The organism is Sphingorhabdus sp. Alg239-R122, assembly GCF_900537065.1.
Taxonomy (GTDB): Bacteria; Pseudomonadota; Alphaproteobacteria; order Sphingomonadales; family Sphingomonadaceae; genus Alg239-R122.
On the sequence record NZ_UNRC01000003.1, the window covers coordinates 161,666 to 184,853 of the forward strand.

At 53.0% G+C, this 23,188-nt stretch carries 20 protein-coding genes; 11 read left to right on the forward strand and 9 right to left on the reverse strand.

The genetic code is table 11. The features are described 5' to 3' along the window. Window positions 1-46: 46 nt before the first annotated feature. From scpB to tatC, 4 genes are all read left to right on the forward strand, one after another. On the forward strand, window positions 47-625 hold the full coding sequence (gene scpB / locus G6Q15_RS04675) for an SMC-Scp complex subunit ScpB (protein WP_164116515.1): 579 nt from the start codon (window positions 47-49) through the stop codon (window positions 623-625). 56 nt (window positions 626-681) lie between these two features. Then, on the forward strand, window positions 682-906 hold the full coding sequence (locus tag G6Q15_RS04680; RefSeq protein WP_164116182.1) for a twin-arginine translocase TatA/TatE family subunit: 225 nt from the start codon (window positions 682-684) through the stop codon (window positions 904-906). 67 nt (window positions 907-973) lie between these two features. After that, entirely contained in the window at window positions 974-1,339 is a 366-nt protein-coding gene (gene tatB / locus G6Q15_RS04685; RefSeq protein WP_164116184.1) for a Sec-independent protein translocase protein TatB, read from the forward strand. After that, on the forward strand, window positions 1,336-2,121 hold the full coding sequence (tatC, locus tag G6Q15_RS04690; RefSeq protein ID WP_164116186.1) for a twin-arginine translocase subunit TatC: 786 nt from the start codon (window positions 1,336-1,338) through the stop codon (window positions 2,119-2,121). Before tatB ends, tatC begins: the two co-directional genes overlap by 4 nt. Window positions 2,122-2,147: 26 nt before the next feature. On the opposite strand, the gene G6Q15_RS04695 is transcribed toward tatC, so the two are convergent. From G6Q15_RS04695 to G6Q15_RS04710, 4 genes are all read right to left on the reverse strand, one after another. Then, on the reverse strand, window positions 2,148-2,288 hold the full coding sequence (locus tag G6Q15_RS04695; RefSeq protein ID WP_205518086.1) for an entericidin A/B family lipoprotein: 141 nt from the start codon (window positions 2,286-2,288) through the stop codon (window positions 2,148-2,150). A gap of 312 nt (window positions 2,289-2,600) precedes the next feature. Further along, window positions 2,601-2,840, reverse strand: coding sequence for a hypothetical protein (locus G6Q15_RS04700; protein WP_164116188.1), 240 nt, complete (start codon window positions 2,838-2,840; stop codon window positions 2,601-2,603). Between the two features lie 347 nt (window positions 2,841-3,187). Beyond that, entirely contained in the window at window positions 3,188-4,876 is a 1,689-nt protein-coding gene (locus tag G6Q15_RS04705; protein WP_240330765.1) for an amidohydrolase, read from the reverse strand. Further along, window positions 4,876-5,760: an NAD(P)-dependent oxidoreductase gene (locus tag G6Q15_RS04710; protein ID WP_164116190.1), complete on the reverse strand. Its 885-nt coding sequence runs from the start codon at window positions 5,758-5,760 to the stop codon at window positions 4,876-4,878. Before G6Q15_RS04710 ends, G6Q15_RS04705 begins: the two co-directional genes overlap by 1 nt. A 56-nt stretch (window positions 5,761-5,816) precedes the next feature. Here G6Q15_RS04710 and G6Q15_RS04715 point away from each other — a divergent pair, with 56 nt between their 5' ends. From G6Q15_RS04715 to katG, 7 genes are all read left to right on the forward strand, one after another. After that, a complete protein-coding gene (locus G6Q15_RS04715) occupies window positions 5,817-7,046 on the forward strand; it encodes a threonine ammonia-lyase (protein WP_164116192.1) in 1,230 nt (409 codons plus the stop codon). Between the two features lie 165 nt (window positions 7,047-7,211). Further along, on the forward strand, window positions 7,212-7,958 hold the full coding sequence (locus G6Q15_RS04720; protein WP_164116195.1) for an arginyltransferase: 747 nt from the start codon (window positions 7,212-7,214) through the stop codon (window positions 7,956-7,958). A 73-nt stretch (window positions 7,959-8,031) separates the two neighbouring features. Then, window positions 8,032-10,191, forward strand: coding sequence for a BamA/TamA family outer membrane protein (locus G6Q15_RS04725; protein ID WP_164116197.1), 2,160 nt, complete (start codon window positions 8,032-8,034; stop codon window positions 10,189-10,191). Next, window positions 10,191-14,360 carry a translocation/assembly module TamB domain-containing protein gene (locus tag G6Q15_RS04730; RefSeq protein ID WP_164116199.1) on the forward strand — a complete coding sequence of 1,390 codons (4,170 nt, stop codon included), beginning with the start codon at window positions 10,191-10,193 and terminating at the stop codon, window positions 14,358-14,360. Before G6Q15_RS04725 ends, G6Q15_RS04730 begins: the two co-directional genes overlap by 1 nt. A gap of 73 nt (window positions 14,361-14,433) precedes the next feature. After that, on the forward strand, window positions 14,434-15,258 hold the full coding sequence (locus tag G6Q15_RS04735) for an alpha/beta hydrolase (protein ID WP_164116201.1): 825 nt from the start codon (window positions 14,434-14,436) through the stop codon (window positions 15,256-15,258). Further along, window positions 15,255-16,478, forward strand: a complete 1,224-nt coding sequence (gene kynU, locus G6Q15_RS04740) for a kynureninase (RefSeq protein ID WP_164116203.1) — start codon at window positions 15,255-15,257, stop codon at window positions 16,476-16,478. The genes G6Q15_RS04735 and kynU overlap by 4 nt, the downstream gene beginning before the upstream one ends. A gap of 238 nt (window positions 16,479-16,716) precedes the next feature. After that, a complete protein-coding gene (gene katG, locus G6Q15_RS04745) occupies window positions 16,717-18,927 on the forward strand; it encodes a catalase/peroxidase HPI (RefSeq protein ID WP_164116205.1) in 2,211 nt (736 codons plus the stop codon). A 90-nt stretch (window positions 18,928-19,017) separates the two neighbouring features. Here katG and G6Q15_RS04750 read toward each other — a convergent pair whose 3' ends face one another. From G6Q15_RS04750 to glnA, 5 genes are all read right to left on the reverse strand, one after another. Then, on the reverse strand, window positions 19,018-19,503 hold the full coding sequence (locus tag G6Q15_RS04750) for a helix-turn-helix domain-containing protein (RefSeq protein ID WP_164116206.1): 486 nt from the start codon (window positions 19,501-19,503) through the stop codon (window positions 19,018-19,020). 321 nt (window positions 19,504-19,824) lie between these two features. After that, the gene (locus G6Q15_RS04755) at window positions 19,825-19,980 is read right to left on the reverse strand and encodes a hypothetical protein (protein WP_164116208.1); all 156 of its coding nucleotides are present in this window, start codon (window positions 19,978-19,980) and stop codon (window positions 19,825-19,827) included. Between the two features lie 83 nt (window positions 19,981-20,063). After that, entirely contained in the window at window positions 20,064-21,140 is a 1,077-nt protein-coding gene (locus G6Q15_RS04760) for a radical SAM/SPASM domain-containing protein (RefSeq protein WP_164116211.1), read from the reverse strand. Window positions 21,141-21,407: 267 nt separating this feature from the next. Further along, the gene (locus G6Q15_RS04765; RefSeq protein WP_164116213.1) at window positions 21,408-21,602 is read right to left on the reverse strand and encodes a hypothetical protein; all 195 of its coding nucleotides are present in this window, start codon (window positions 21,600-21,602) and stop codon (window positions 21,408-21,410) included. 155 nt (window positions 21,603-21,757) lie between these two features. Continuing rightward, window positions 21,758-23,170: a type I glutamate--ammonia ligase gene (gene glnA / locus G6Q15_RS04770; RefSeq protein WP_164116215.1), complete on the reverse strand. Its 1,413-nt coding sequence runs from the start codon at window positions 23,168-23,170 to the stop codon at window positions 21,758-21,760. Window positions 23,171-23,188 lie beyond the last annotated feature (18 nt).

Sequence of the window (23,188 nt, forward strand, 5' to 3'; positions counted from 1 at the left end):
ATATCTGATTGAAGAAAGCGATAGCGCTAGCACCGAAGAAGACTTGATTGTGTTTGAGGATGATGATGGTGCGCGCGCTGTAGAAGCTGCACTATTTGCTTCCGAAGTGCCAATGACGAAAGATCAGATTCGCGCCTATGTCGGTGATCAGGTTGATGTCACTGCGGCGCTCAAACAGCTGGAAAATGATTACGCAGGTCGCGGCATAGAATTGGTGCGGCGCGGCCAGGGCTGGCATTTCCAGACAAGCGCCGATCTGGCACATATGCTGCGCCGGGAGCGGGTGGACACGCGTAAATTGTCGCGCGCGGCGACGGAAACGCTTTCCATTATTGCCTATCACGAACCCGTCAGCCGCGCGGATATTGAATCCATTCGCGGGGTACAGACGAGCAAAGGCACGCTTGATGTGCTGATGGAAGCAGGCTGGATACGGCCCGCGGGGCGTCGTGAAGTGCCGGGGCGCCCGCTGATTTACGCGACTACGCCCGAATTCCTTGTCCAGTTTGGCCTTGCGAGCCGCCGCGACTTGCCGGGAATTGACGATTTGAAGGCTGCGGGCTTGCTGGATCCTGTTGATGAGGCCATGGAACAGCTGGGCTTTGAATCTGGCGAAGAAGAATAAAGATGCTGGAAAGTGCGGCCAATAGCGCGTAAACTTACCCGCAAAGGAGAAATGACATGCAACCGAGCTTATGGCAGCTTTTAATCGTTGCGGCGCTCGTGCTGATATTATTTGGACGTGGCCGCATATCGGAAATGATGGGTGATGTCGGAAAAGGCATCCGCAGTTTCAAAAAAGGTATTTCCGAAGAGGATGAAGCCGATAAACCGGCCCGGCAGATAGAATCAAGCACTGCTGTATCAGAGGATCAGACTGCGCAGAAAATGTCGGAAAAGAAATAGCTTTCTTTCCCGGTGCAGGTGTTTCTGCCTGCGCTTTTCCTTTCGTCATCTGTAAAGCGAGTCCGCAATGTTTGACATTGGTGCCCCGGAAATTCTGCTTATCGCCATTGTTGCGATTATCGTTATCGGTCCAAAGGATTTACCGGTGGCATTGCGTTTTGCTGGCAAATGGGTGAGCAAGGCACGCGGCATGATGCGTGAGCTTCGCAGCGGTTTCGATTCTATGGTGCGTGAAGCCGAAATGGAAGAGATGGAAAAAAAGTGGGCGGAGAATAATGAACGCATTATGCGCGAAAGCGCAGATCAGGAAATGCTGCCATTGCCGCCCGAAGAGAAGGTCGAGCCTGATAGCGGTAAAACTACCATAGATGTTTCCGATAATGATGTCGGGACGTCTGGCAATATAGCCGATGCAGGGGATAAGCCCACATGAACGGCGTTGATGAAAGCAAGGCACCGCTACTCGAGCATCTTTTGGAACTACGGCAGCGGCTGTTATGGTGTATTGCGGCATTGGCGGTTACGTTTGGCATATGCCTGTATTTTGCTGATGATATTTTCGGTTTACTGGTGCAACCCCTGACACATGCCTTTGGCGAAGGAGCTGATGGCAAGCTTATTTATACTAAGCTCTATGAAGCGTTTTTTGTTGAGATCAAGGTTGCGCTGTTCGCCGCGTTTTTCGTATCATTTCCTATCATCGCCAACCAGTTATGGGCGTTTGTTGCACCCGGTCTCTACACCCAGGAAAAACGTGCTTTCCTGCCATTCCTTATTGCCACACCCTTATTATTCATCGCTGGGGCGGCGCTTGCATATTTTGTGGTGATGCCGCTCGCCTTCACCTATTTTCTGAAATTTGAAGGCACGACAGGTGGTTTGCAGTTGGAGGCATTACCTGCAGCGGGTGAATATCTATCGTTGGTCATGCAATTTATTCTTGCATTTGGAATCTGTTTTTTGCTGCCTGTCTTGCTGTTGTTACTCAATCGTGCAGGCCTTGTCTCGCGGGAGCAGCTCGCCAAACTGCGCCGCTATATGATCGTTGCATCTTTCGCATTGGCGGCAATCCTGACCCCACCCGATATCATTTCGCAGTTTATGCTTGGGCTGCCATTGATTTTGCTGTTCGAGGCATCGCTTCTGATTATGCGCATAACCGAACGGAAAAAGAAAAAGGCAGTCGCTGGGGGAGCTGACTACCTTAAAGAATAACGGAATGATGCTGTGGTCGGCTCAGATTAATCAATTGCCTCTTCGCCGGCTCTGCCGACTGATTCAATATCTTCTCCCAAACCTTTCACGGTGTTGCATCCCGCGACAAGAAACGTCGCAGCTAATATTGCGGCAATCTTTACGCTCAGGGCGGTTGAAATATTCATGGCTGACCATCCTCTTTAATCAAAATGCATAGGCCCGGACGGCAAAAGAAGGGGGAGGTCGCGCGTCCGGGCACTATTTAGCAGAATGGCAGGGAGGGGCGTATTGCCATTCTGAATAGGAAACCCACTGCGTGAGATTTAGTTCCACAAAAAACAAGTTTTTTTAAAATTATGATCTTGCGGAATGAAGGTGGTGAATTATGGAATCACCGCTCTATGCCTATAAAAGAGCTCGTATGGTAAAGTTACACAGGAAATGAGCAAAAAAAAGGCGGGATAAAATCCCGCCTTTTAGAAAATCATTAATCAAGCTCAGGGGCTTGTTGGCTCGTCATCGTCATTGCCTACAGCGATGATGATACCAGCAATAATTGCTGCTGCTGCCAGAATAGCGATGATGATGCCGCTGCCACCTTCGAGTTCAGACTGTTCGTCAGATGCTTCAACAGCACGAACCGCTTCAGCCTGATCAGCTTGAGCTGCCTGTGCCAGTACTGGCGATGTTGTCAGTGCAACTGCCGCAACTGCAGTGGCGATTGAACGTAATTTCATTATATGGCCTCCTTCTTGAGCTCACATTTCGTCTCAAGTAGTTAATGGAATTAGCTACTTAAAACAACCCTTAAAACAAATATTCTTGCCGGATCGGAAACCCGACTCAAAATCTCTGTGCGAATCAATAACGTACCAACCCGACTTAAGTTCCTTCTATTGTGCAGCGCAGCCATGCGCAACCCTCAAAGCAGCTGGGGCATAACGTTTTACCTCAATTTGCAAACTCTCTATCGGGAGCATTGGTGCAAATCCTTCAAAAAACGCGTAAATGTTGTTTTCTCAATGCCGCACGATTGCGGTGATTGTGTTGCAAAGGAGCCACATTTTCCTTTGGAAATGAATGGCTAATTTGTTTTTTCATACAATTTTTCGCCGCCCACCCATGTCTCGAGAACCTGTATTTTTCTGATATCGCGCGGTGATGCGAACAGGATATCATTGTCAACAATTACGAAATCTGCGCGCATCCCTGGCATTAATGTACCGAATCGTTTTTCGGCGAATCCGGCATAGGCGGCATCATGCGTAAAGCCTGCTAGTGCCTGTAGCCGGGTAAGCCGTTCCTGTGGTTGCCAGCCACCAAACGGTTCTCCATCTGCATCTTCGCGGGTCATGGCGACTGCGATTCCCGGAAAGGGATTGGATGATTCGACGGGCGCGTCTGAGCCAAATGCCAGCTTCCCGCCCGCGTCGCGTATTGATTTCCATGCATAAGCTCCGGCAAGTCGTTCGAGGCCCAGCCTCGCTTCAGCCATCAGGCGGTCAGATGTCTGGTGCACAGGTTGCATAGAGGCGATGATTCCGTTTCGGCCAAAAGCGGCAATATCGGCAGGCTCGACAATCTGCGCGTGCTCAACACGCCAGCGCCGATCACCCTGAAAACTTTGTGATAGCTCGTTAATCGCTCCCAATATCTGCGCGTTGGCTTGATCGCCGATAGCGTGCACGGCGACCTGATAATTATCCATTGCAGCACGGCTCATCTGGTTGAGCAGCTTGGTGTCGTCGGTAAAGGCCAACCCCCTTTCTCCAGCCTTGTCAGCATAGGGTTGCTTGAGCCAGGCTCCGCGTGATCCAAGGGCACCATCCAGATAAAGCTTCACACCATTCAGGCGAAGCTTGTCATCATAAAGCCACGGTGAAGGGCCGGTCCCGCCAATGGCCACCATCTGCTCGATTCCCGCAGCATAGGACATGATGCGGATACGCAGCCAACGATTATCGCCAGCGCGCCGATAACTTTGCCAGTCTTGCATCGTAGTGCCCATATCGGCAATTGCGGTAACGCCCTGACTGAGCAGGATTTGCTGTGCTTTTGCCAAAGCACGGTCACGGTCGGCGGGGCGCGGGGCAGGGACCGCTTTTTGCACCAGTGTTTCGGCCGCATCGACAAAAATGCCGCTTGGTTTCCCACCCGACCTCTCAATGCGTCCGCCCGGCGGGCTTTTTGATGCTGCAGTTACACCTGCGGTCGACATTGCACGGCTGTTGGCCCAGCCGGCATGTCCGTCAATGCGCTGGAGCCATACGGGACGGTCCGGCACCACCGCATCAATTTCCGCCGCTGTGGGAAAGCGGCCCAATCCCCATTTCTCCTGGTTCCAGCCACTACCCAATATCCATGGCAGCGAAGGATTTTCGGCGGCATAGCTGGCAATTTTTGCCTGAGCATCTGCCAATGATCTTGTGCCGGAAAGGTCTAGCGTGAGTGCCTGAAAACCAATACCCATGACATGGCCATGCGCGTCAATAAGGCCGGGCATCAGGTTCCGCCCCTTGCCATCGACCGTATAGGTCACTTTTTTCGGCCTTTTGTCCCTGCGCAAGAGAAGCTGCTTCACTCGCCCTTCATTGTCGATGATCAGCCCGGTAAATTCGACAGTTTCGCCTTTTTCATTCAATGTAAAGCCGTTGACATTGTCGACCAGTGTATCGGCAGACACAGGGGCGGACACTGCTGCCATGGCAATAGCTATGCATAATGAAGCGATGCACTTAAGCTTGTGCATCTGTCTGGTGAATGTCGTTTTCATCATTTTCCCTTATGCTGCATCCGGCGCACCAGTGCGCTCGTATCCTGCCGGTTGCCACCCATGGCCTGTACTTCGGCATAAAATTGGTCAATCAGCGCGGCGACAGGCGCGCTACCGCCCACATTGCGCACCTCTTCCAGTGCGAGGCCCAGATCCTTTCGCATCCAGTCAATGGCGAAACCGAAATCGAAGCGGTCTTCCGCCATTGAATGCCAGCGATTGTCCATTTGCCAGCTTTGCGCCGCACCGCCGGAAATTGCCTCAAACACTTTTTCGATATTGAGCTCGCTCGCCTGTGCGAAACGCAGCGCTTCTGACAGGCCACCTAATATACCAGCTATGGCAATCTGGTTTGCCATTTTCGTTTGCTGCCCCGCACCTGGACCACCAACATGAACTATGCGCGCGGCATAGGGGGCCATGATGGGACGTGCCGCCTGCATGGCTTTATCAGTACCGCCGCACATGATCGAAAGCTGGCCATTTTCGGCACCTGCCTGGCCACCTGAAACCGGGGCATCGACGCAGTGCACGCCTACGGATTTTCCTTCTACGGAGACTTGCCGAGCGATTCGCGCTGATACGGTGGTGTGGTCAATAAACAGTGCGCCCTGTTTCAACGTTTTGAAAACGCCATCACGGCCCAAAATCACATCGGCAAGGTCGTCATCATTGCCGACGCAGCTTATTACGATTTCGGCCTCGCGTGCTGCATCTGCAGGTGTATCTGCAATGGATGCCTCGGTATCTGTATTTTGCACGCTCCAATCTTCGCATTTGGAACGTGTCCGGTTGAACAGCACCAGTTCATGCCCTGCGTTGGATAAATGCCGCGCCATGGGGCCGCCCATGACTCCGATTCCGATAAAAGCTATTCTTGCCATGAGGCATGCTTAAACACTGTTTGCAAAAAGTGCCACATAAGATAGGGCATTTTCCCATGAAAACCGAACCTGCCTCTCGCCTGACACTGGACCATATTCGTGATGCGCATAAACGCGTTGCCGATTCCATTGTACGCACGCCGACACTGCACAGCAAAACGCTATCCAAAATCACCGGTGCCGAGATTTACCTAAAGTTCGAAAATCTGCAGTTTACGGCAGCATATAAAGAGCGCGGCGCGCTCAATTTCCTTAGCCAGATGGACGAAGAAAGCCGTGCGCGTGGGGTCATTGCGGCATCAGCTGGCAACCATGCCCAGGGCTTGGCCTATCATGGCACGCGGCTTGGTGTACCGGTGACAATCGTGATGCCGAAACCCACACCCACAATCAAAGTGCAGCAGACAGAGGCCAATGGCGGCAAGGTCATTTTATTCGGTGAGAAATTCGACGATGCCTATGAACATGCCCGTGAACTTGAAAAAGAACGCGGTCTGACATTTGTGCACCCCTTTGACGATCCGGTAATCGCCGCAGGGCAGGGGACAGTCGCACTAGAAATGCTGGAAGATGAACCGGAATTAAACCATCTGGTTATCCCGATTGGCGGCGGAGGGCTTTTTTCAGGCATGGGTACGGCGGCGCGCGGGATCAACCCTGATATCAACCTGACCGGTGTTCAGGCAGAGCTCTATCCTTCCATGTTTGCCAAGGTAAAGGGGCGGGACATGGCCTGTGAAGGCGATACGCTGGCCGAAGGTATTGCTGTGAAAAAACCGGGCAGCTTCACGTCTGAAATAGTGGGCAGCCTGGCCGATGACATTGTGTTGGTAAGCGAAAGCCAGCTGGAAACTGCCGTCAGCTTGTTGCTGCAGATTGAAAAGACCGTTGTTGAAGGTGCGGGCGCCGCGGGTTTGGCCGCTGTGATGAGCAATCGCGGCATTTTTGAAGGGCAAAAGGTTGGCATTGTACTATGCGGCGGTAATATTGATACGCGGTTGCTTGCCAATGTGCTGTTGCGTGACCTGGCACGGTCGGGTCGTCTCGCCCGGTTGCAGATTCAGCTGCAGGACAGGCCAGGTGCGCTGTTCCGTGTGATGCGGCAATTTGATGCGCATAATGTAAATATCATCGAAATTTATCACCAACGGGTTTTTACGAACCTGCCGGCCAAAGGCCTGATCACCGATATTGAGTGCGAAGCACGTGACAAGGCGCAGCTTGACGGCCTGATCCAGGCGCTGCGTGATAATGATTACCGTGTCACACAGGTTGAACTGGCATAACGCAGCGTTGATATAGATTAATCATTGCGTGATGCCCTGTTATTTGGTCGCACCAAATGCAGATTTGATGGTTAATCCGCTTTGCGCGGAATTGATTTTTTGCCATAAGCAGGGCTGTTTTGATGCTTAACAATTACATCAACAGTAATAAGGCCTGAAAATTACGTGAGTGCACCTGCCCGTTTTCCCCGTTTTTTCGTGACCAGTCCGGGTCCATGCCCGTACCTGCCTGGCAAAAGCGAGCGTAAGGTATTCACCGAACTGTCGGGTGAACATGCGGATGAGCTGAATGATGCGCTCAGTCGGATCGGGTTTCGCCGCAGCCAGAACGTGGCCTATCGTCCAAGCTGCGTGGATTGCAAGGCATGTGTTTCCGTGCGTGTGGTTGCGGATGAATTCAGGCCGAACGCATCACAGCGCCGTGCGCTGCGCCGTAATAGTGATTTGATTGCAACGGCATGCAAACCATGGTCGACACAGGAACAATATGCGTTGTTGCAGGAATATCTGGAGGCACGTCACCCGGGTGGCGGTATGACGGAAATGGACGATGTCGATTATGCCGATATGGTCGAACAAACCCCAGTCAGCAGCTATATTATCGAATATCGTGAACCAGATGAGAATGGTGAAGCCGGACGGTTGGTGGGTGCTTGTCTGACCGATAGGCAGGGTGACGGCCTTTCGATGATCTATAGTTTTTTTGATCCGGACCATCCTGCGCGTTCGGGCCTGGGCAATTTTATCATTCTTGATCATATTTTACGTGCTGCACAGGCAGAACTTCCCTATGTCTATCTGGGTTACTGGGTTGAGGGGGCAGCGCGGATGCAATATAAAACGCGCTATAAGCCGCTTGAAAGGCTGGGACCGGAAGGATGGCATCCTTTTGCAGATGGCAATAGGGACTAGTTTCTGGCCATAATCGGGAAGAAGTAAAATTATCACGTCAACATTCCCGAAATCTCTATACGCATCTGCTGCGATGCGCGCGCTTTCTGTCGCTGTTTGGGGTGGGGCACTGGTGACACCGTCAATGGTGGTTGCTCAGCAGGAACAGGCGGTTGAAGAACAGGCCACCGACACAGAAACCGAAAACAACAAAGTACAGGACAGGCTGAATAACTCAGATGAAGCATTTTTGTCTGAAGCGCTTGATCCCGATGCGCCTTTGGCTCCGATGCCCGACATGGAAGTGGACTGGCCTGGTTTTGAGGATCTGCCGCCTTTGCCTGGTCCGCAGCCGCTGGCTGAAAATGAGAGTGATGCAACAGGTGAAATAGAAACTGATCAGCCTGTGGAGCAGCTTGTCACTGAGGAGGAGGAACGCTTCCGCGAGCGCGAAGAAGCGGCCAGCGCGGCCAATTTTGTGGATTTGGGTGACAGCAACCTGAGTTACCAGGTGAAATTCGATTATCTCGATTCCACCGAATTTGTGGCCGATCAACGTGGCGAGTTTGAAAGCCGGTTCAACCAGCTCTCCAAATTACGCAATCTTGATGATGACGATGCTAATATTGCGCAAATTTCACGCCGCGCGAGTGAAGATCGCAAATTGCTGGACCAGTTGTTGCGTAATTATGGTTATTATGATTCAGAAATTTACCAGCTGATCGAACGCGGCGGCACAGCGGGTGAACTCGAAGTAGAGTTTGGCCTGCAACTTGGGCCGGTTTACACGCTGGACGACATTAACCTCGGCAGCTTGCTCACCATCAAAGATGATTACCCTATGCTGCGTGACGCATTTGGCCTTGAATCCGGCACACCGATTAATTCAGACGAGATTGTAGCCGCCAATTTGCGGCTTGACGAAAGCCTGGCGGAAAATGGGTATGCCTTTGCGGCTATTGGTGAACCAGATCTGCTGATTGACCATGCGGATAACACAGGTGATTTGACGGTGCCCGTAACGCCGGAAGATAAATATCAGTTCGGGCAGATAATTGCGCCTGATGAAACTTTGATGAGTGCGCGGCATTATCAGCGGATCGCGCGGTTTGAGCCGGGGGATGTTTATCAGCGTTCGCGCATGGACGACCTGCGCCGTGCCATATTGGCAACCGGCCTTGTATCTTCACTGACACTTACGCCTGTAAAGTCTGAAGACAGCAATACGCAAGGCGATATAAAAACCGTCAATGTGCAGGTGGATGCGGTCGCAGCGCCGCTGCGGACAATTGCGGGGGAGCTCGGCTATGGTTCGGGTGAAGGATTCCGGGCCGAAGTCAGTTGGGAGCACCGTAATTTCTTCCCATCTGAAGGCCTGGTGCGCGCGCGCGGCGTTGCAGGTACACAGGAACAGTTGGTCAGCCTGCTATTTCGGCGTAATAATTTCAAGGAACGCGACCAAGTGCTGACGGCACAGTTGCTGGTAAGCAATATCAACCGCGATGCATTTGAAGCAAGTACCATATTGCTGCGCGCCGGGCTTGAGCGGCAGACTAACCTGATCTTCCAGAAAAAGTGGACATGGTCGATCGGAGCTGAAATTCTGGCCACTGATGAACGAGACATCACGGCGGACAATCTGGGGACGCAGCGCAAGACATTTTTCATCGGCGCTTTACCGGCGACACTCAATTATGATGGCAGTAATGACTTGCTTGATCCGACTACAGGCTTTCGCTTAGGCGGGCAATTGTCACCCGAAATTTCGCTGCAGGACGGAACTTTCACCTATGTACGAGCACAACTGGACACGAGCTATTACCAACCGGTTTCTGACAATGTCGTGATCGCAGGGCGCGCGCGTGTGGCGAGTATCATCGGCGCAGATCTTTTACAGGTGGCCCCGTCGCGTAGGCTATACGCCGGCGGTGGTGGGTCAGTGCGTGGTTTCGGGTTTCAACAGATTGGCCCGCGCGATATAAACAATGACCCGATCGGAGGGCGTAGCCTGGTGGAATTCTCGCTTGAAACGCGGGTGCGTTTCGGTAATTTTGGTGTGGTTCCATTTATTGATGCGGGCAACATCTACAGCGATGTTTTCCCCGACAAGGCCAGCCTGCGCTTCGGCGCCGGTATTGGCGTGCGTTACTATAGCAGCTTTGGTCCCATCCGCGTTGATGTGGGAACACCCATTAATCCGCAACCTGGCGATAGCCGTATCGGCGTCTATATTTCGCTTGGGCAAGCTTTCTGATGGGATATACGGATGCTGAAAAGGTAAAGCCGCCCAAAAGCTGGTGGCGCTGGCCAAGGCGTTTGGCTGTTGCATTGTTCATGGCGCTTGCCCTGCTTGTTGCAGCGGCCCTGTTACTTGATACCTCCATTGGCCGCCGTTTCCTGACAGAACAGCTTAGTTCTTATGAATTTGCCAACGGATTGCGCATTGAAATCGATGAAATTAACGGCTCGGTTTATGGCAAGAGCACGCTGAAAGGTGTACGCGCCTATGACCCGGAAGGACTGTTTTTTGAAACGCCAGGTGCGCAGCTAGACTGGAAGCCGCTGGCCTGGGTTGGCAATAAACTTGATATCCGCGAACTCATCATTGATCGCGGACGTCTGGTCAAGCGTCCTAAATTCACCGTTCTGGATGAAGACAGCCCGCTATTACCGGGTTTTGATATATCAATAGCAAAACTGCATGCTGAAGATCTTGTGATTGAAGAGCAGGTCGCCGGCCGCAGGCAGATTGCGGACGTAGATATTAGTGCAGAAGTTGCCTCGGGTATTGTCAGGATGAATGTGCTGGCCGGTGTGGAGGGAGGCGATGATCGCATATTGGTGCATCTTGACGCTGTCCCTGATGCCAACAAACTGTCGCTGAATGCGGATGTAAATGCGCCAAAGGGCGGTGTTATCGGTGCGATAGCAGGGTTGGATGCTAGCTTTCGCGGCCGTATCACCGGTGATGGAGACTGGCAACAATGGGAAGGGGCAATCCGTATTGATTCCGGCCCGGCCATGCTCACTGCGGCCAAGCTTTATCTGCGTGATGGCGAAGGGCAGCTTATTGGTCAGGCCTATCCGCGGTCATTTGTATCTGGCGTGACGCAGCAATTGTTGGGCGAGGTGGTGAGCTTCAATGGCACTGGCACGATAGAGGGCCGTGTTCTGGATGGTACGATGCGTATCCAGTCACCAGCTCTGGTCGCCCGCGCTGTCGGGGCCGTAGATCTGGGCGAAAATATTTTTGACGCCATGCAGGTTGACGGCCGGCTGCGCGGTGAAAACCTGTTGGGAGAGGGCATTGCACTGCGCGGCACCCGGTTTGATGCTGTGTTGGACGGACCTTTTAGTGACCTGGATGCTGATTATACGGCGCGTGCAGATGGACTGGAGGCTTCGGGTTTTGTGCTGACAGAGCCTATTATCAGCGGGACGGCGAACTGGAACGGGACCCGGGCACTTATTCCCGTGGAACTGCGTTCTGCTGGCGTCGGGAATGATAATGAACTTGTGGAACGCACTTTGCGCGGACTTGCCGCACAGGGTGATATTATCTGGCGAAATGGGCGGTTCCTGTCCGACAATATCGCGGTCACGGCAGAGGGCATGAAAGCGGACCTGAAACTACGGGGCATGGAGCGCCGCGGTGCCTATGCGCTTTCGGGCAATGCATTGTTCCCGGCGCTGGCAATCGAAAATGTGGGTGCAGCCAACGTGAACAGCCAACTGCGCCTGGTATTTGGTGGCGGAAATCCATGGAGGCTCAGTGGTAATGCCACTGCATTGATGCAGTGGATAGAAAACAAGACACTTGTCAGCATTGCGGGAGAAAATATTCGTATTGCAACCAATTTCAACATTGGGCAGGGCTTGCCGCTGCTTCTGGATCAGTTGCGGCTATCGGCAAGCAAATTGCGTGCAACGGGTTCTGGACGCCGCCTTGCAGATGGCAATATCGAGCTTGTCGCCAAGGGCACTCATGAACAATATGGCCCATTCGCGCTTAATTTTGCGGGTAAGCCCGATACGGCGAATGCGGAGTTGCTGCTTGACGACCCACTGCCTTCACTTGGTCTTAAACAGGTCAGGTTGGCACTGGCACCGATTGCAGATGGATTTGAAATCAACGCGAAAGGTGGATCAACTCTGGGACCTTTCAGCGGCCTGGCACAGATATTCGCGCAGCCACAGGGCAAAACGCTGATCCGTATTGATAATCTGCTGGTATCAAAAACCCGGCTGCGCGGCGATCTGATTGCTGATGGCATGGCACTTAGCGGCAATCTGGCTGCATCGGGCGGCGGGATCAATGGCAATCTGGCTATCAGTCCGCAAGGCGCAGGACAGCGTATCACAGCTGATTTAACAGCCCGCAACGCGCGATTTGAAGGTGATACGCCCATCACAGTGAGTCAGGGCAAGCTGGATGCCACTGCATTTCTGGTTACAGGACGCAGCGATATTGACGCCACCTTGAACGCTCAGGGTCTGAGGCGCGGCAATCTGTTTATCGGCAAGGTGGATGCTGCGGCAAAGCTCACCAATGGTGCAGGGCGTGTGACGGCAAATATTGCCGGGCGTCGTGGAAGCCGTTTTGAGCTGCGCACCGCCGCGAATATTGCGCCGAACACCGTCCGGTTCACAGCGAACGGGAAATATGGCCGCCGCAAGATTTCCATGCCGCGCAACGGTGTGCTGCGCCGATTGAAAAATGGCGGGTGGAATCTTGCGCAAACCCGTATCAATGTAGGGCAGGGGGCAACGGTGCTCTCCGGGCGTTTTGGCGGCGGTGTAACCGATATGGATTTTCAGATGTCGAAAATGCCGCTTGCGCTGGCCGATCTGGGCGTGGCCGAACTTGGGCTGGGCGGCACAGCTTCGGGTATCATTGAATACCGACAGGAAAATGGCGCGGCGCCGACCGGTACGGCCAAGCTGCAGATTAAGCAGCTTACGCGTTCGGGCCTGGTGCTCACTTCGCGACCTGTGGATGTGGCGGTCAATGCCGCGTTGGGAGCAAACGCTATGTCATTGCGGGGTGTGCTGCGCGACAAGGACAATAGTCTGGGCCGTTTCCAGGCGCGGATTTCGGCGTTGCCTGTTTCGGGTTCGCTGGTGCAGCGGCTGGAGCGTGGACGCCTATTTGGCCAGGTGCGTTATGCGGGCCCAGCCGATGCGTTATGGCGGCTGGTCAAAGTTGAAGTGTTCGACCTGACAGGTAAGGTCGACCTTGCGGCAGATGTTACGGGCAGCCTGGAAAACCCGCAAATTCGAGGCTCCCTTGCCACAGGCAATGCGCGGTTGGAAAGTGCGCTTTCCGGCACGGTTGTTGAGAATATCAAGGCACGCGGCCGGTTCTCCGGGTCCGTACTGACCCTGACAGGTTTTACAGGCTCCGCCCCCGGCGGCGGTACTGTTACAGGCAGCGGAACTGTCGATCTGGGCACCGAGCAGGGTGTGGGCGTCAACCTGACATTGCGTGCCAATCGTGCCCAGCTGCTGAACCGCGATGATATTGCCGCGACTGTCACCGGGCCAATCACAGTCAGGTCCAGCGGCAATGGCGGCGTATTGGGCGGCAATGTGACGATCAACAAGGGTCGTTTCCGGCTGGGCAATTCGGAAATTGAAAATAAACTACCCAATATTGCGTACCGCGAAGTCAATCGCCGTGCTGACGAACTGCCACCGCGAGTGGCCAGCAGTCCATGGCGTTATGATATTACCGCCAAGGCACGCAACCGGCTGGATGTCACGGGCCTTGGCCTGGAGAGTGAATGGGGTGCGGATATCAGGCTCAAGGGTACGGTGGATGCGCCGCGTATAAGCGGGCGGGCGGATCTTGTGCGTGGTGATTACATCTTTGCCGGACGCAGTTTTGAACTGGAACGCGGGCGCATTTCATTCCGCAGCAATTCTCCGCCCGATCCGCGGCTGGACATTGTTGCCATTGCTGATGTGCAGGGATTGGACGCTACCATCAATGTAAATGGCACGGGATTGCGCCCTGAAATAACGTTTAACTCTGTACCTGCCATGCCTGAGGAAGAGTTACTCGCAAGGTTGCTATTTGGCACGTCCATCAACGATATCAGTGCCGCCGAAGCGGTGCAGTTGGCCGCCGCTGTGGCTTCATTGCGTACAGGTGGCGGGCTTGATCCTATCAATCAGCTGCGTACCGCCGTTGGCCTGGACCGGCTGCGCATCATTGGCGCCGATGCCGCGACAGGTCAGAAAACATCGATCGCGGCGGGTAAATATATTACCCGCCGCGCCTATGTGGAGGTTGTAACGGACGGGCGCGGTTACAGTGCGACACAGGTAGAATTCCAGATCACCCGCTGGCTTTCCATCCTGTCCAGCATCTCGACATTGGGCCGGGAAAGCGTCAATGTGCGTATATCGAAAGATTACTGATATGCGTTGCTGGCATCTATTGCTGCCGATAGCTTTGTTATCAGCATGTGGTGGATCAGAAAGGGGGCAGCCGATGGCGGAAGAAGCGGAAACAGCGATCATGGAATGGCCGGACCTGCTGGAGCGGGAGCAGCCCAAGCCTGACGACACCATAAAATATGGCGATGATCCATTACAGCTGATTGATGTGTGGAAACCGGCAGGCAAGGGCACGCACCCTGCGGTCATCATGATCCATGGCGGGTGCTGGCAGACCGACATTGCCGAGCGTGATATCATGAACTGGATTGCCGACGACCTGCGCAAACATGGCGTGGGCGTGTGGAATATCGAATATCGCGGCGTGGACCGGGATGGCGGCGGATATCCGGGCACGTTCGAGGATGTGGGATTAGCCGCTGACATGTTTGTGGCACAGGCGGAAGCATATGGTCTTCGCACCGACAAGATTATCGGCATTGGCCACAGTGCGGGCGGGCACCTGACGCTCTGGCTCGCCAACCGTCCTGCCATGCCTGCCGGTCAATTGCGCGGTGATGCCCCGGTAACGCTGGACCTTGCCATCAGCCAGGGCGGTCTGCCTGACTTGCGTGAAGGTATGAAGCGTGAAGGCCATCCTTGCGGTACGGAAGCACCAGCAAAGATGTCAGCAGGTGAATTTGCGCTGACATCGCCGCCGGAAATGGCGCAGGGGGATGTGCGGCAGGTATTGTTCCACAACACGCTGGATAAGATTGCGCCACCACAGTTTGCGCAGCGTTATATTGGCTTGCTGGATGGTGCGTCTCCTGAACTTATTGAAACGCCGGATGAAGGCCATGTCGAACTGGTCGCGCCGGATAGCGAAAGTTGGGCCCGGCAGCGCGAACTTATCCTGAAGGAATATGGCCTGAAATGAGTGGCTTGGAAGAAGCAAGAGCACGCGACGCAGCAGATCCGCTGGGCCAGTGGCGGAAGCATTTCGAACTGCCAAAAGATGTGACTTATCTTGACGGCAATTCGCTTGGGCCGCTTCCCCGAAAGGCGAAATCGGTCATGCAGGATGCAGTGGAGCGGCAATGGGGTCATGACCTGATCCGCAGCTGGAACAGCAATGACTGGATTGGCGCGCCGCAACGTATTGGCGGCAAGATTGCGGGCCTGATTGGTGCGGCAGCGGGCGAGGTGATTGTCGCCGACAGTGTGTCGGTCAATATCTTCAAGCTGATTACCGCGATAGTCCGGCAGCGTGGCGGCACCACCCACATTATCAGTGAGACCGGCAATTTCCCGACAGACGCGCATGTCGCGGCGGGTGCGGCAGATATATTGGGGCTGGAACTTAAGCTTTTGCCACGTGACGAGATTGTGAGTGCCATCGCAGATGATACAGCGATGCTACTGCTCACCCATGTCCATTATAAAACCGGCACGCGTTTTGATATGGCGGCCGTGACGGCTGCTGCAAAGGCAAAAGGCGTACCGGTTATATGGGACCTGAGCCACAGTACCGGCGCTGTCCCGCTCGACCTGCCGCGTGATGGCGCACAATATGCCGTGGGATGCGGATATAAATATCTGAACGGCGGTCCGGGAGCACCCGCTTTCATCTATGTGGCAAAGGACCATCAGGAAGCGCTGCGCTCCCCTTTGCAGGGCTGGATGGGGCACAAAAGACCATTTGCGTTCGAAGATGCTTATGAGCCCGCATCCGGGCTGGATCGGATGTTGGTGGGGACTCCATCCATATTGTCGATGCTGGCGATGGAGGCAGGCGTGGATATTATGGCAGACGCCGATATGCAGGCGCTCTGGGAGAAATCGCAGGCGCTGTTCGATTACATGGCCGGCCTCATGGCGGCACGCTGCCCGCAGTTCCAGATGGTTTCACCAACCGATGCGGCTGAACGTGGCAGCCATATCAGCTTTGCGCACGAACATGCATGGCCGATCAACAATGCCCTGATCGCGCATGGCGTGATTGGCGATTTCCGTGCGCCCGACATACTCCGTCTTGGCCTGACGCCGCTCTACCTGGGGTTCGAAGATATCTGGCGCACGGTGGATATTCTTGGCGGGATTATGGATAGTGACGAGTGGCAGAAACCGCAATATAGCGAAGCGGCCAAGGTCACCTGACAATTTGCTGAGCGGCTACCGAGAGTCCTTTTCTTGGCAGCAATAACACTCTGATTCTACCATGACCTACATAGCCGTATTGCACAGAAAACTGCATCTCTGTGCAGTGGCCGCTGCATCTTGAAGGAAATGACTTTCATAAAATCGATTACAATCACAAAATTAAGTGATTGGACAAATCAATGTATATGCTCCATTTTGTCATCATTACAAAACCCCTAGCTGGATTGGAGACATTATGAACGCCGAAAGCAAATGCCCGATGGGTCACGGAACGAGCATCAACGCCGTGGTTTCGCAAATGACAAATGAACTTTGGTGGCCGAATCGGCTAGATCTGTCGGTGCTGCATCAGAACCCGGTCGAGGGACGTCCGACCGACAAGAAGTTCAATTATGCCGAGGAGTTCAGCAAACTTCCGCTTGCCGAGGTCAAGAAAGACCTGACCGCGCTGATGACGGATTCGCAGGACTGGTGGCCTGCCGACTGGGGCCATTATGGTGGTTTTTTCATCCGTATGGCGTGGCATGCGGCGGGTACGTACCGCACGCATGATGGCCGCGGTGGCGCAGGTTCGGGGCAGCAGCGATTTGCGCCGCTCAACAGCTGGCCCGACAATGGCAATCTTGACAAGGCACGGTTGCTGCTTTGGCCGATCAAGCAGAAATATGGGAAAAAGCTCTCTTGGGCCGACCTGCTCGTGCTTGCCGGAAATGTCGCGCATGAATCCATGGGGTTGGAAATGGCCGGTTTCGCCGGTGGCCGCGAAGATGTGTGGGAACCGGAAGCCGACACCTATTGGGGACCGGAAAATGAATGGCTCGCCACCAAGGATGAGCGTTATGAAGGCGACCGTGAAATGGTCGGACCGCTTGCCGCCGTGCAGATGGGCCTGATCTACGTCAATCCCGAAGGCCCGAATGGTGAACCAGATCCGCTCAAATCCGCCTATGATATCCGCGACACATTTGGCCGGATGGCGATGAATGACTATGAAACCGTGGCGCTGGTTGCGGGCGGACATACGTTTGGCAAGGCGCACGGTGCGGGCGATCCGGGTAAATATGTGGGCGCTGAACCCGAAGGCGCGCCAATTGAAGCGCAGGGGCAGGGCTGGCTCAATTCCATAGGCAGCGGTAATGCCGGTGACACGATCACCAGTGGCATCGAGGGCGCATGGACCAACGACCCGACGAAATGGGACCATGGTTTTTTTGAAAACCTGTTCGGCTATGAATGGGAACTGACAAAAAGCCCTGCCGGTGCGCAACAGTGGAAGCCCGTTGGCGCGACAGGCGATGGCACCGTTCCCGACGCGCATGACCCGGACAAACACAATGCGCCGATGATGACGACAGCGGATCTCGCGCTACGCATGGATCCGGAATATGAAAAAATCTCACGCCACTTTTATGAGAACCCGGACGAGTTCCGCACCGCGTATCAGGAGGCTTGGTACAAGCTGACGCACCGCGACATGGGACCGGTGTCACGCTGCCTGGGCGATGAAGTGCCCGATGCACGTATCTGGCAGGACCCTGTACCAGCGGTAGATCACGGCCTCATCGACGATGCCGACATTGCGGATATCAAAGCGGAACTGCTGGATAGCGGCCTATCTGTATCGCGTCTGGTGGCAACCGCATGGGCGTCTGCCTCCACCTTCCGAGGTAGTGACAAGCGCGGCGGCGCCAATGGCGCGCGTATCCGTCTTGCCCCGCAAAAGGACTGGGAAGCCAATGAGCCGGCTGAACTGGCTGATGCGCTTGCAAAGCTGGAAGCCGTACAGACGGCATTTAACGATGCACAAAGCGGCAGCAAGAAAGTATCGCTCGCAGATATCATTGTGCTTGGCGGCTGTGCGGCGGTGGAGAAAGCGGCGAAAGATGCGGGTTATGACCTGACTGTCCCGTTCGCGCCGGGCCGTACCGATGCCAGCGATGAGCAGACGGATGCCGAATCCTTTGACGTAATGGAGCCCAAAGTAGATGGTTTCCGCAATTACATGCGGGCTGGCGGCGATGCTCTTGGTCGCTCGGCAGAGGAAATGTTGGTTGACAAGGCACAGTTGCTGACGCTCACCGCGCCGGAAATGACCGTTCTTGTCGGTGGTATGCGCGCGCTGGACGCCAACCATGGTGGCAGTGACCTTGGCATGTTCACCAATCGTCCCGGCGCTTTGACCAACGATTTTTTTGCAAAGCTGCTGGAAACCAGCATGAGCATGAAATGGGAAGCGCAGGATGACAGCACATTTACCGCGCATGACCGCAAGGATGGCACGCAAAAGCACAGTGCCAGCCGTGTGGATCTGATTTTCGGGTCCAATTCACAGCTCCGCGCTCTGGCCGAAGCCTATGCCGAAGCGGACGCAGAAGAAGCATTCGTACACGCTTTTGTGGCGGCATGGGACAAGGTGATGAACCTGGACCGTTTTGATCTAGCATAATCATCCAGGTCACGAATAAATGACAAGGTCCGCCAGTAATATTACTGGCGGACCTTGCCTTGCGATATATGCCGCATTTGTGATGAAAGTTTAATTTTTACGCGAGCTCATAAACTTTTGAAATTGCTGCTGTTCCCATTTTCCGTTGAACACTGAAAATAGACCGAATATCACAAGCGCGTGTAGTGCAATTGCAAAAGCCCAAGCCAAGCCCACAATTATGACCCAGAGAAAGTCAGGGCTGAGTTTGATGTTCAAAATGTAAAGGCACGGCATCAAGATGATAAAGACAATCCAATTCATATGGAATGCCTTTAAATTCTGCACATAGGTTATGGCCTCTTTTTCGGTCTTTTGCGTGTCAATTTGATTGGCTATAGATGTATTCGTCATGGTTTGCTCCTGTATCAGTTCGCTGACGCTGGTTTCAAAAACAGCAGCTAGGCATTTTAGAGATTCCAGACTCGCATGATTCCCGTTCTCGATACGCTGGATTGTGCGCACGCTTAGGCCGGAATGCAGGGCTAGGTCTTCTTGTGACCACCCGCTATCAAGACGTCGTTTTTGAATACTCATCGGTTTTACCTTTCTGTGCTGGTGCAAACCTTATGACTTTTGGAGCGTGCGCCTACCACGACACGAAGGCGACATTAACCCGTCACCGGCATGACTCTAGTGGGATAGTATCAGGTTTCAAGAATGCAAAAAACCCGGTTCACATTGCTGTGTTCCGGACTTTTTGTTTCAACTCGCCAGCGGTTTTCATACGAACTACGGCCCGTATCCTGGATTGGCATCGTTTAACCATGGTGCCGCCGATATTGGTACGCCGTCTATATATGTACAGAAATAATAGACTGATAGCTGGCGTATTTCAGGTTTTCTGCTTCAGGTGCATTATTCGGTTATCGTAATGATAGCTGATGATGCTGCAGAGCCATTGAACCATCTTTTGCCGTCTGTCAGGTCCAAATGCAGGCCAAAGTCAGCTATTGTCGCATCATCATCGACATCGACACCCTGCTCTTTGAGCAAGTTCAAAAAACTGCTCATGAACGTTACTCTGGCGGTTGGGCTTGTTTCCAATTTTGTACGCAATATTTTCCGTGATCTAGACATTTTTCTCTCCTGTGTAATCAGCTGCATTCAACCAACATGTTCTCGAAGAAGGCAGCAGCATTCTCCTTCCCAAGAATCTGGTCAACCTTGTCCATTGATTTCAAGATTTCCTGTGTACGATAAAGATCAAAAACCTTGTAAACCCTCTGCGCGATATCATCTTTTTTAAAGATGGCATTGCATGCACTGCAAGCTCCTGGATATTCATCGAATTTTGGCATTCTGGCAAATAGCTCAGGATCAAGTCGTTTGATTATCTTGTAGAGTTCAGGAAAACCTTCGCGTTTGATAACCCGGAACAGGAGCGAGGCCTCAACCCGTGTTCTGATCGCCGAAAGGCCTTCTTCAAATGCATTGCCGACAACGAGCCCTGGTGTTGCTCGATTAAATGTCGAGCAACAAGGATAGGTTTTCCCATCCCAAAAAACTACTAGATCATGATATACTCTGCGGTAACATGTCTTCACTTTATCTGTGGCGGCTGCACCATAATTAACGTCCCATTTGGTAGCGCGGCCCACTTTCGCAACGATCTTGTCTACCAGATGGACATTATTGACTTCGGTCAGATCAGGCACAAAATTCTTTAGGGTATCTTCCGGGTTTGTGAAAGTTCCTACAATATAAACAGGGATGCCAGTTGCGGCGACCAATTTGGCTGCGGTGCTAACCGCTTCAGGCGTAACAAACTCTGCATGGGAGGGATCGCAGCTTATATTGAGGCGGCGTAAGCCAGTTGCTTTCAAATGAGCTGCAGTTATTTTTGCCTGTGCAGAGTCCGCCCCCCAAAAACCAGATGTTGCAACAGTGTAGGGAATGGCATGCAGCGCAGCTCGATCGGTCATCTTAAGGAACTCGTCCAGGTAATATAATGGTTCACCGCCAGTGAAACCTATCGATGAAAAGCAGTCCAGTTCAGCAACCTGATCGATAAGCCGTAAAGCTTCTGCGAGAGGCATTTTCTCTTTACGTTTAGGATTGCAGCCATAGCAGCAAAAATCGCAGCTAAGCGGACATGTCATGGTAGTATTAAGTACCAAAACGTCTTTTTCTTGTACGTCAGACCATTCGCGCAAATCATCGAATTCAGACAAGGTAATTCTCCTGACTAAATTAATTTTAATATGCGACCTGAATGATTTTCTTTATAATTTAAGTTATGTCATGCATAACATAATCCTTATTAATCGTATTTTTACATAACATTTAATTAAAAATTTTTAATGTTATTTAAAAATAGAATAATACTTCATGCTATGTGAATATTTATCTATGTAATGAAATTTAAATAACTACTTTATAATCATAACTGTTATTTTACAGAGAATAGTGAATAACAAGTTCAAGAGGCGTTGGTTAGTTCACTGCCCTCGATAATGGCGGCCATGGGCTGCCAAGATGTCAAGATCACCATCCACGTCGGCCAATTCGACATCGACAGTGTAGTTTTTCGCCGTATCAAAGGTCAAAAACGGGTGCGGTTTGAAATCGGGCATTTGCGCGGCTGCCATGGTTGATTTTGCGGCACCGGTAATCGCATATTTCCAAATACCCATCTGTACCCCCACGCATCTTAATGCGTGTAAAGAAGATAAACCGTGTATGCATGTCTTGTCCATGGCATATGTACCAAAGAATGAAGCGTGACAAAGCAAAGCCCCGGTCTGCAAGAATGCAAACCGAGGCCTTTCAATATTAGGTAATGCCGTGCTTACGACGAATAATACATATCGAATTCAACCGGTGATGGCGTTGTTTCCAACCGACTGACTTCTTCCCATTTCAGTTCGAGATAGGCATCGATCTGATCTTTTGTGAATACATCACCTTTGAGCAGAAATTCATGATCGGCTTCGAGTGCTTCAAGAGCTTCACGGAGAGAACCGCATACAGTCGGTACTTCGGCCAGCTCAGCAGGCGGCAGATCATACAGGTTTTTGTCCATTGCCTCGCCCGGATGAATCTTGTTCTGGATACCGTCCAGCCCGGCCATCAGCAATGCGGCGCAGGAAAGATAGGGGTTAGCCAGCGGATCAGGGAAGCGGAATTCGACACGCTTGGCCTTTTCACCGCTGCCATAGGGAATGCGGCAAGAGGCCGAGCGGTTGCGGCTCGAATAGGCGAGCAGCACCGGTGCTTCGAAACCTGGAACGAGGCGCTTATAGCTGTTGGTCGCGGGGTTGGTGAACGCGTTACATGCCTTGGCATGCTTGATCACGCCGCCAATGTAATGCAGCGCCATATCGGACAGGCCGGCATAGCCATTGCCTGCAAATAGAGGCTTGCTGCCGTTCCAGATCGACATATGTGTATGCATACCGCTGCCGTTGTCATCTTTGATAGGCTTAGGCATGAAAGTCGCGGTTTTACCGTAAGCATGGGCGACTTGATGCACTACATATTTGTACACCTGAATACGGTCGGCGGTCTCAACCAGTGTGCCGAATGTCAGGCCGAGTTCATGCTGCGCCGCGGCGACTTCGTGATGATGCTTGTCCATCGGCAGGCCCATTTCCATCATGGTCGCAACCATCTCACCGCGAATATCAACGGCGCTGTCAACAGGCGCGACCGGGAAATATCCACCCTTGGCGCGCGGGCGGTGGCCCATATTGCCGGTCGGATACTCGGTAGCCGTGTTGGTCGGCAGCTCTATATCGTCAAGCTGAAAGCCCGACCCCGCATAGCCATCTTCGATGCGGACATCGTCGAACATAAAGAATTCAGGTTCAGGGCCAACATAGACTGTATCACCAATCCCGGTGGATTTGAGATAGGCCTCTGCACGTTTTGCGGTGGAACGCGGGTCGCGCGCGTAAAGCTGTCCGGTTCCAGGTTCGACAATGTCGCAAAACAGGATAAGCATTGGCGTTGCAGAAAACGGGTCCATATAGGCCGCATCCAGGTCAGGGCGCAGGATCATGTCGGATTCGTTAATCGCTTTCCAGCCTGCGATGGAGGATCCATCGAACATCAGGCCATCTTCCAGCGCGTCTTCGTCAATGGCATCCGCGCACATAGATAGATGCTGCCACTTGCCGCGCGGGTCGGTGAAACGGACATCGACCCATTCAATGTCATTTTCCTTGATCAAGTCTACTATGTCTGCTGGCGATTTGCCCATGTTAGCCCTTTCTGTGCA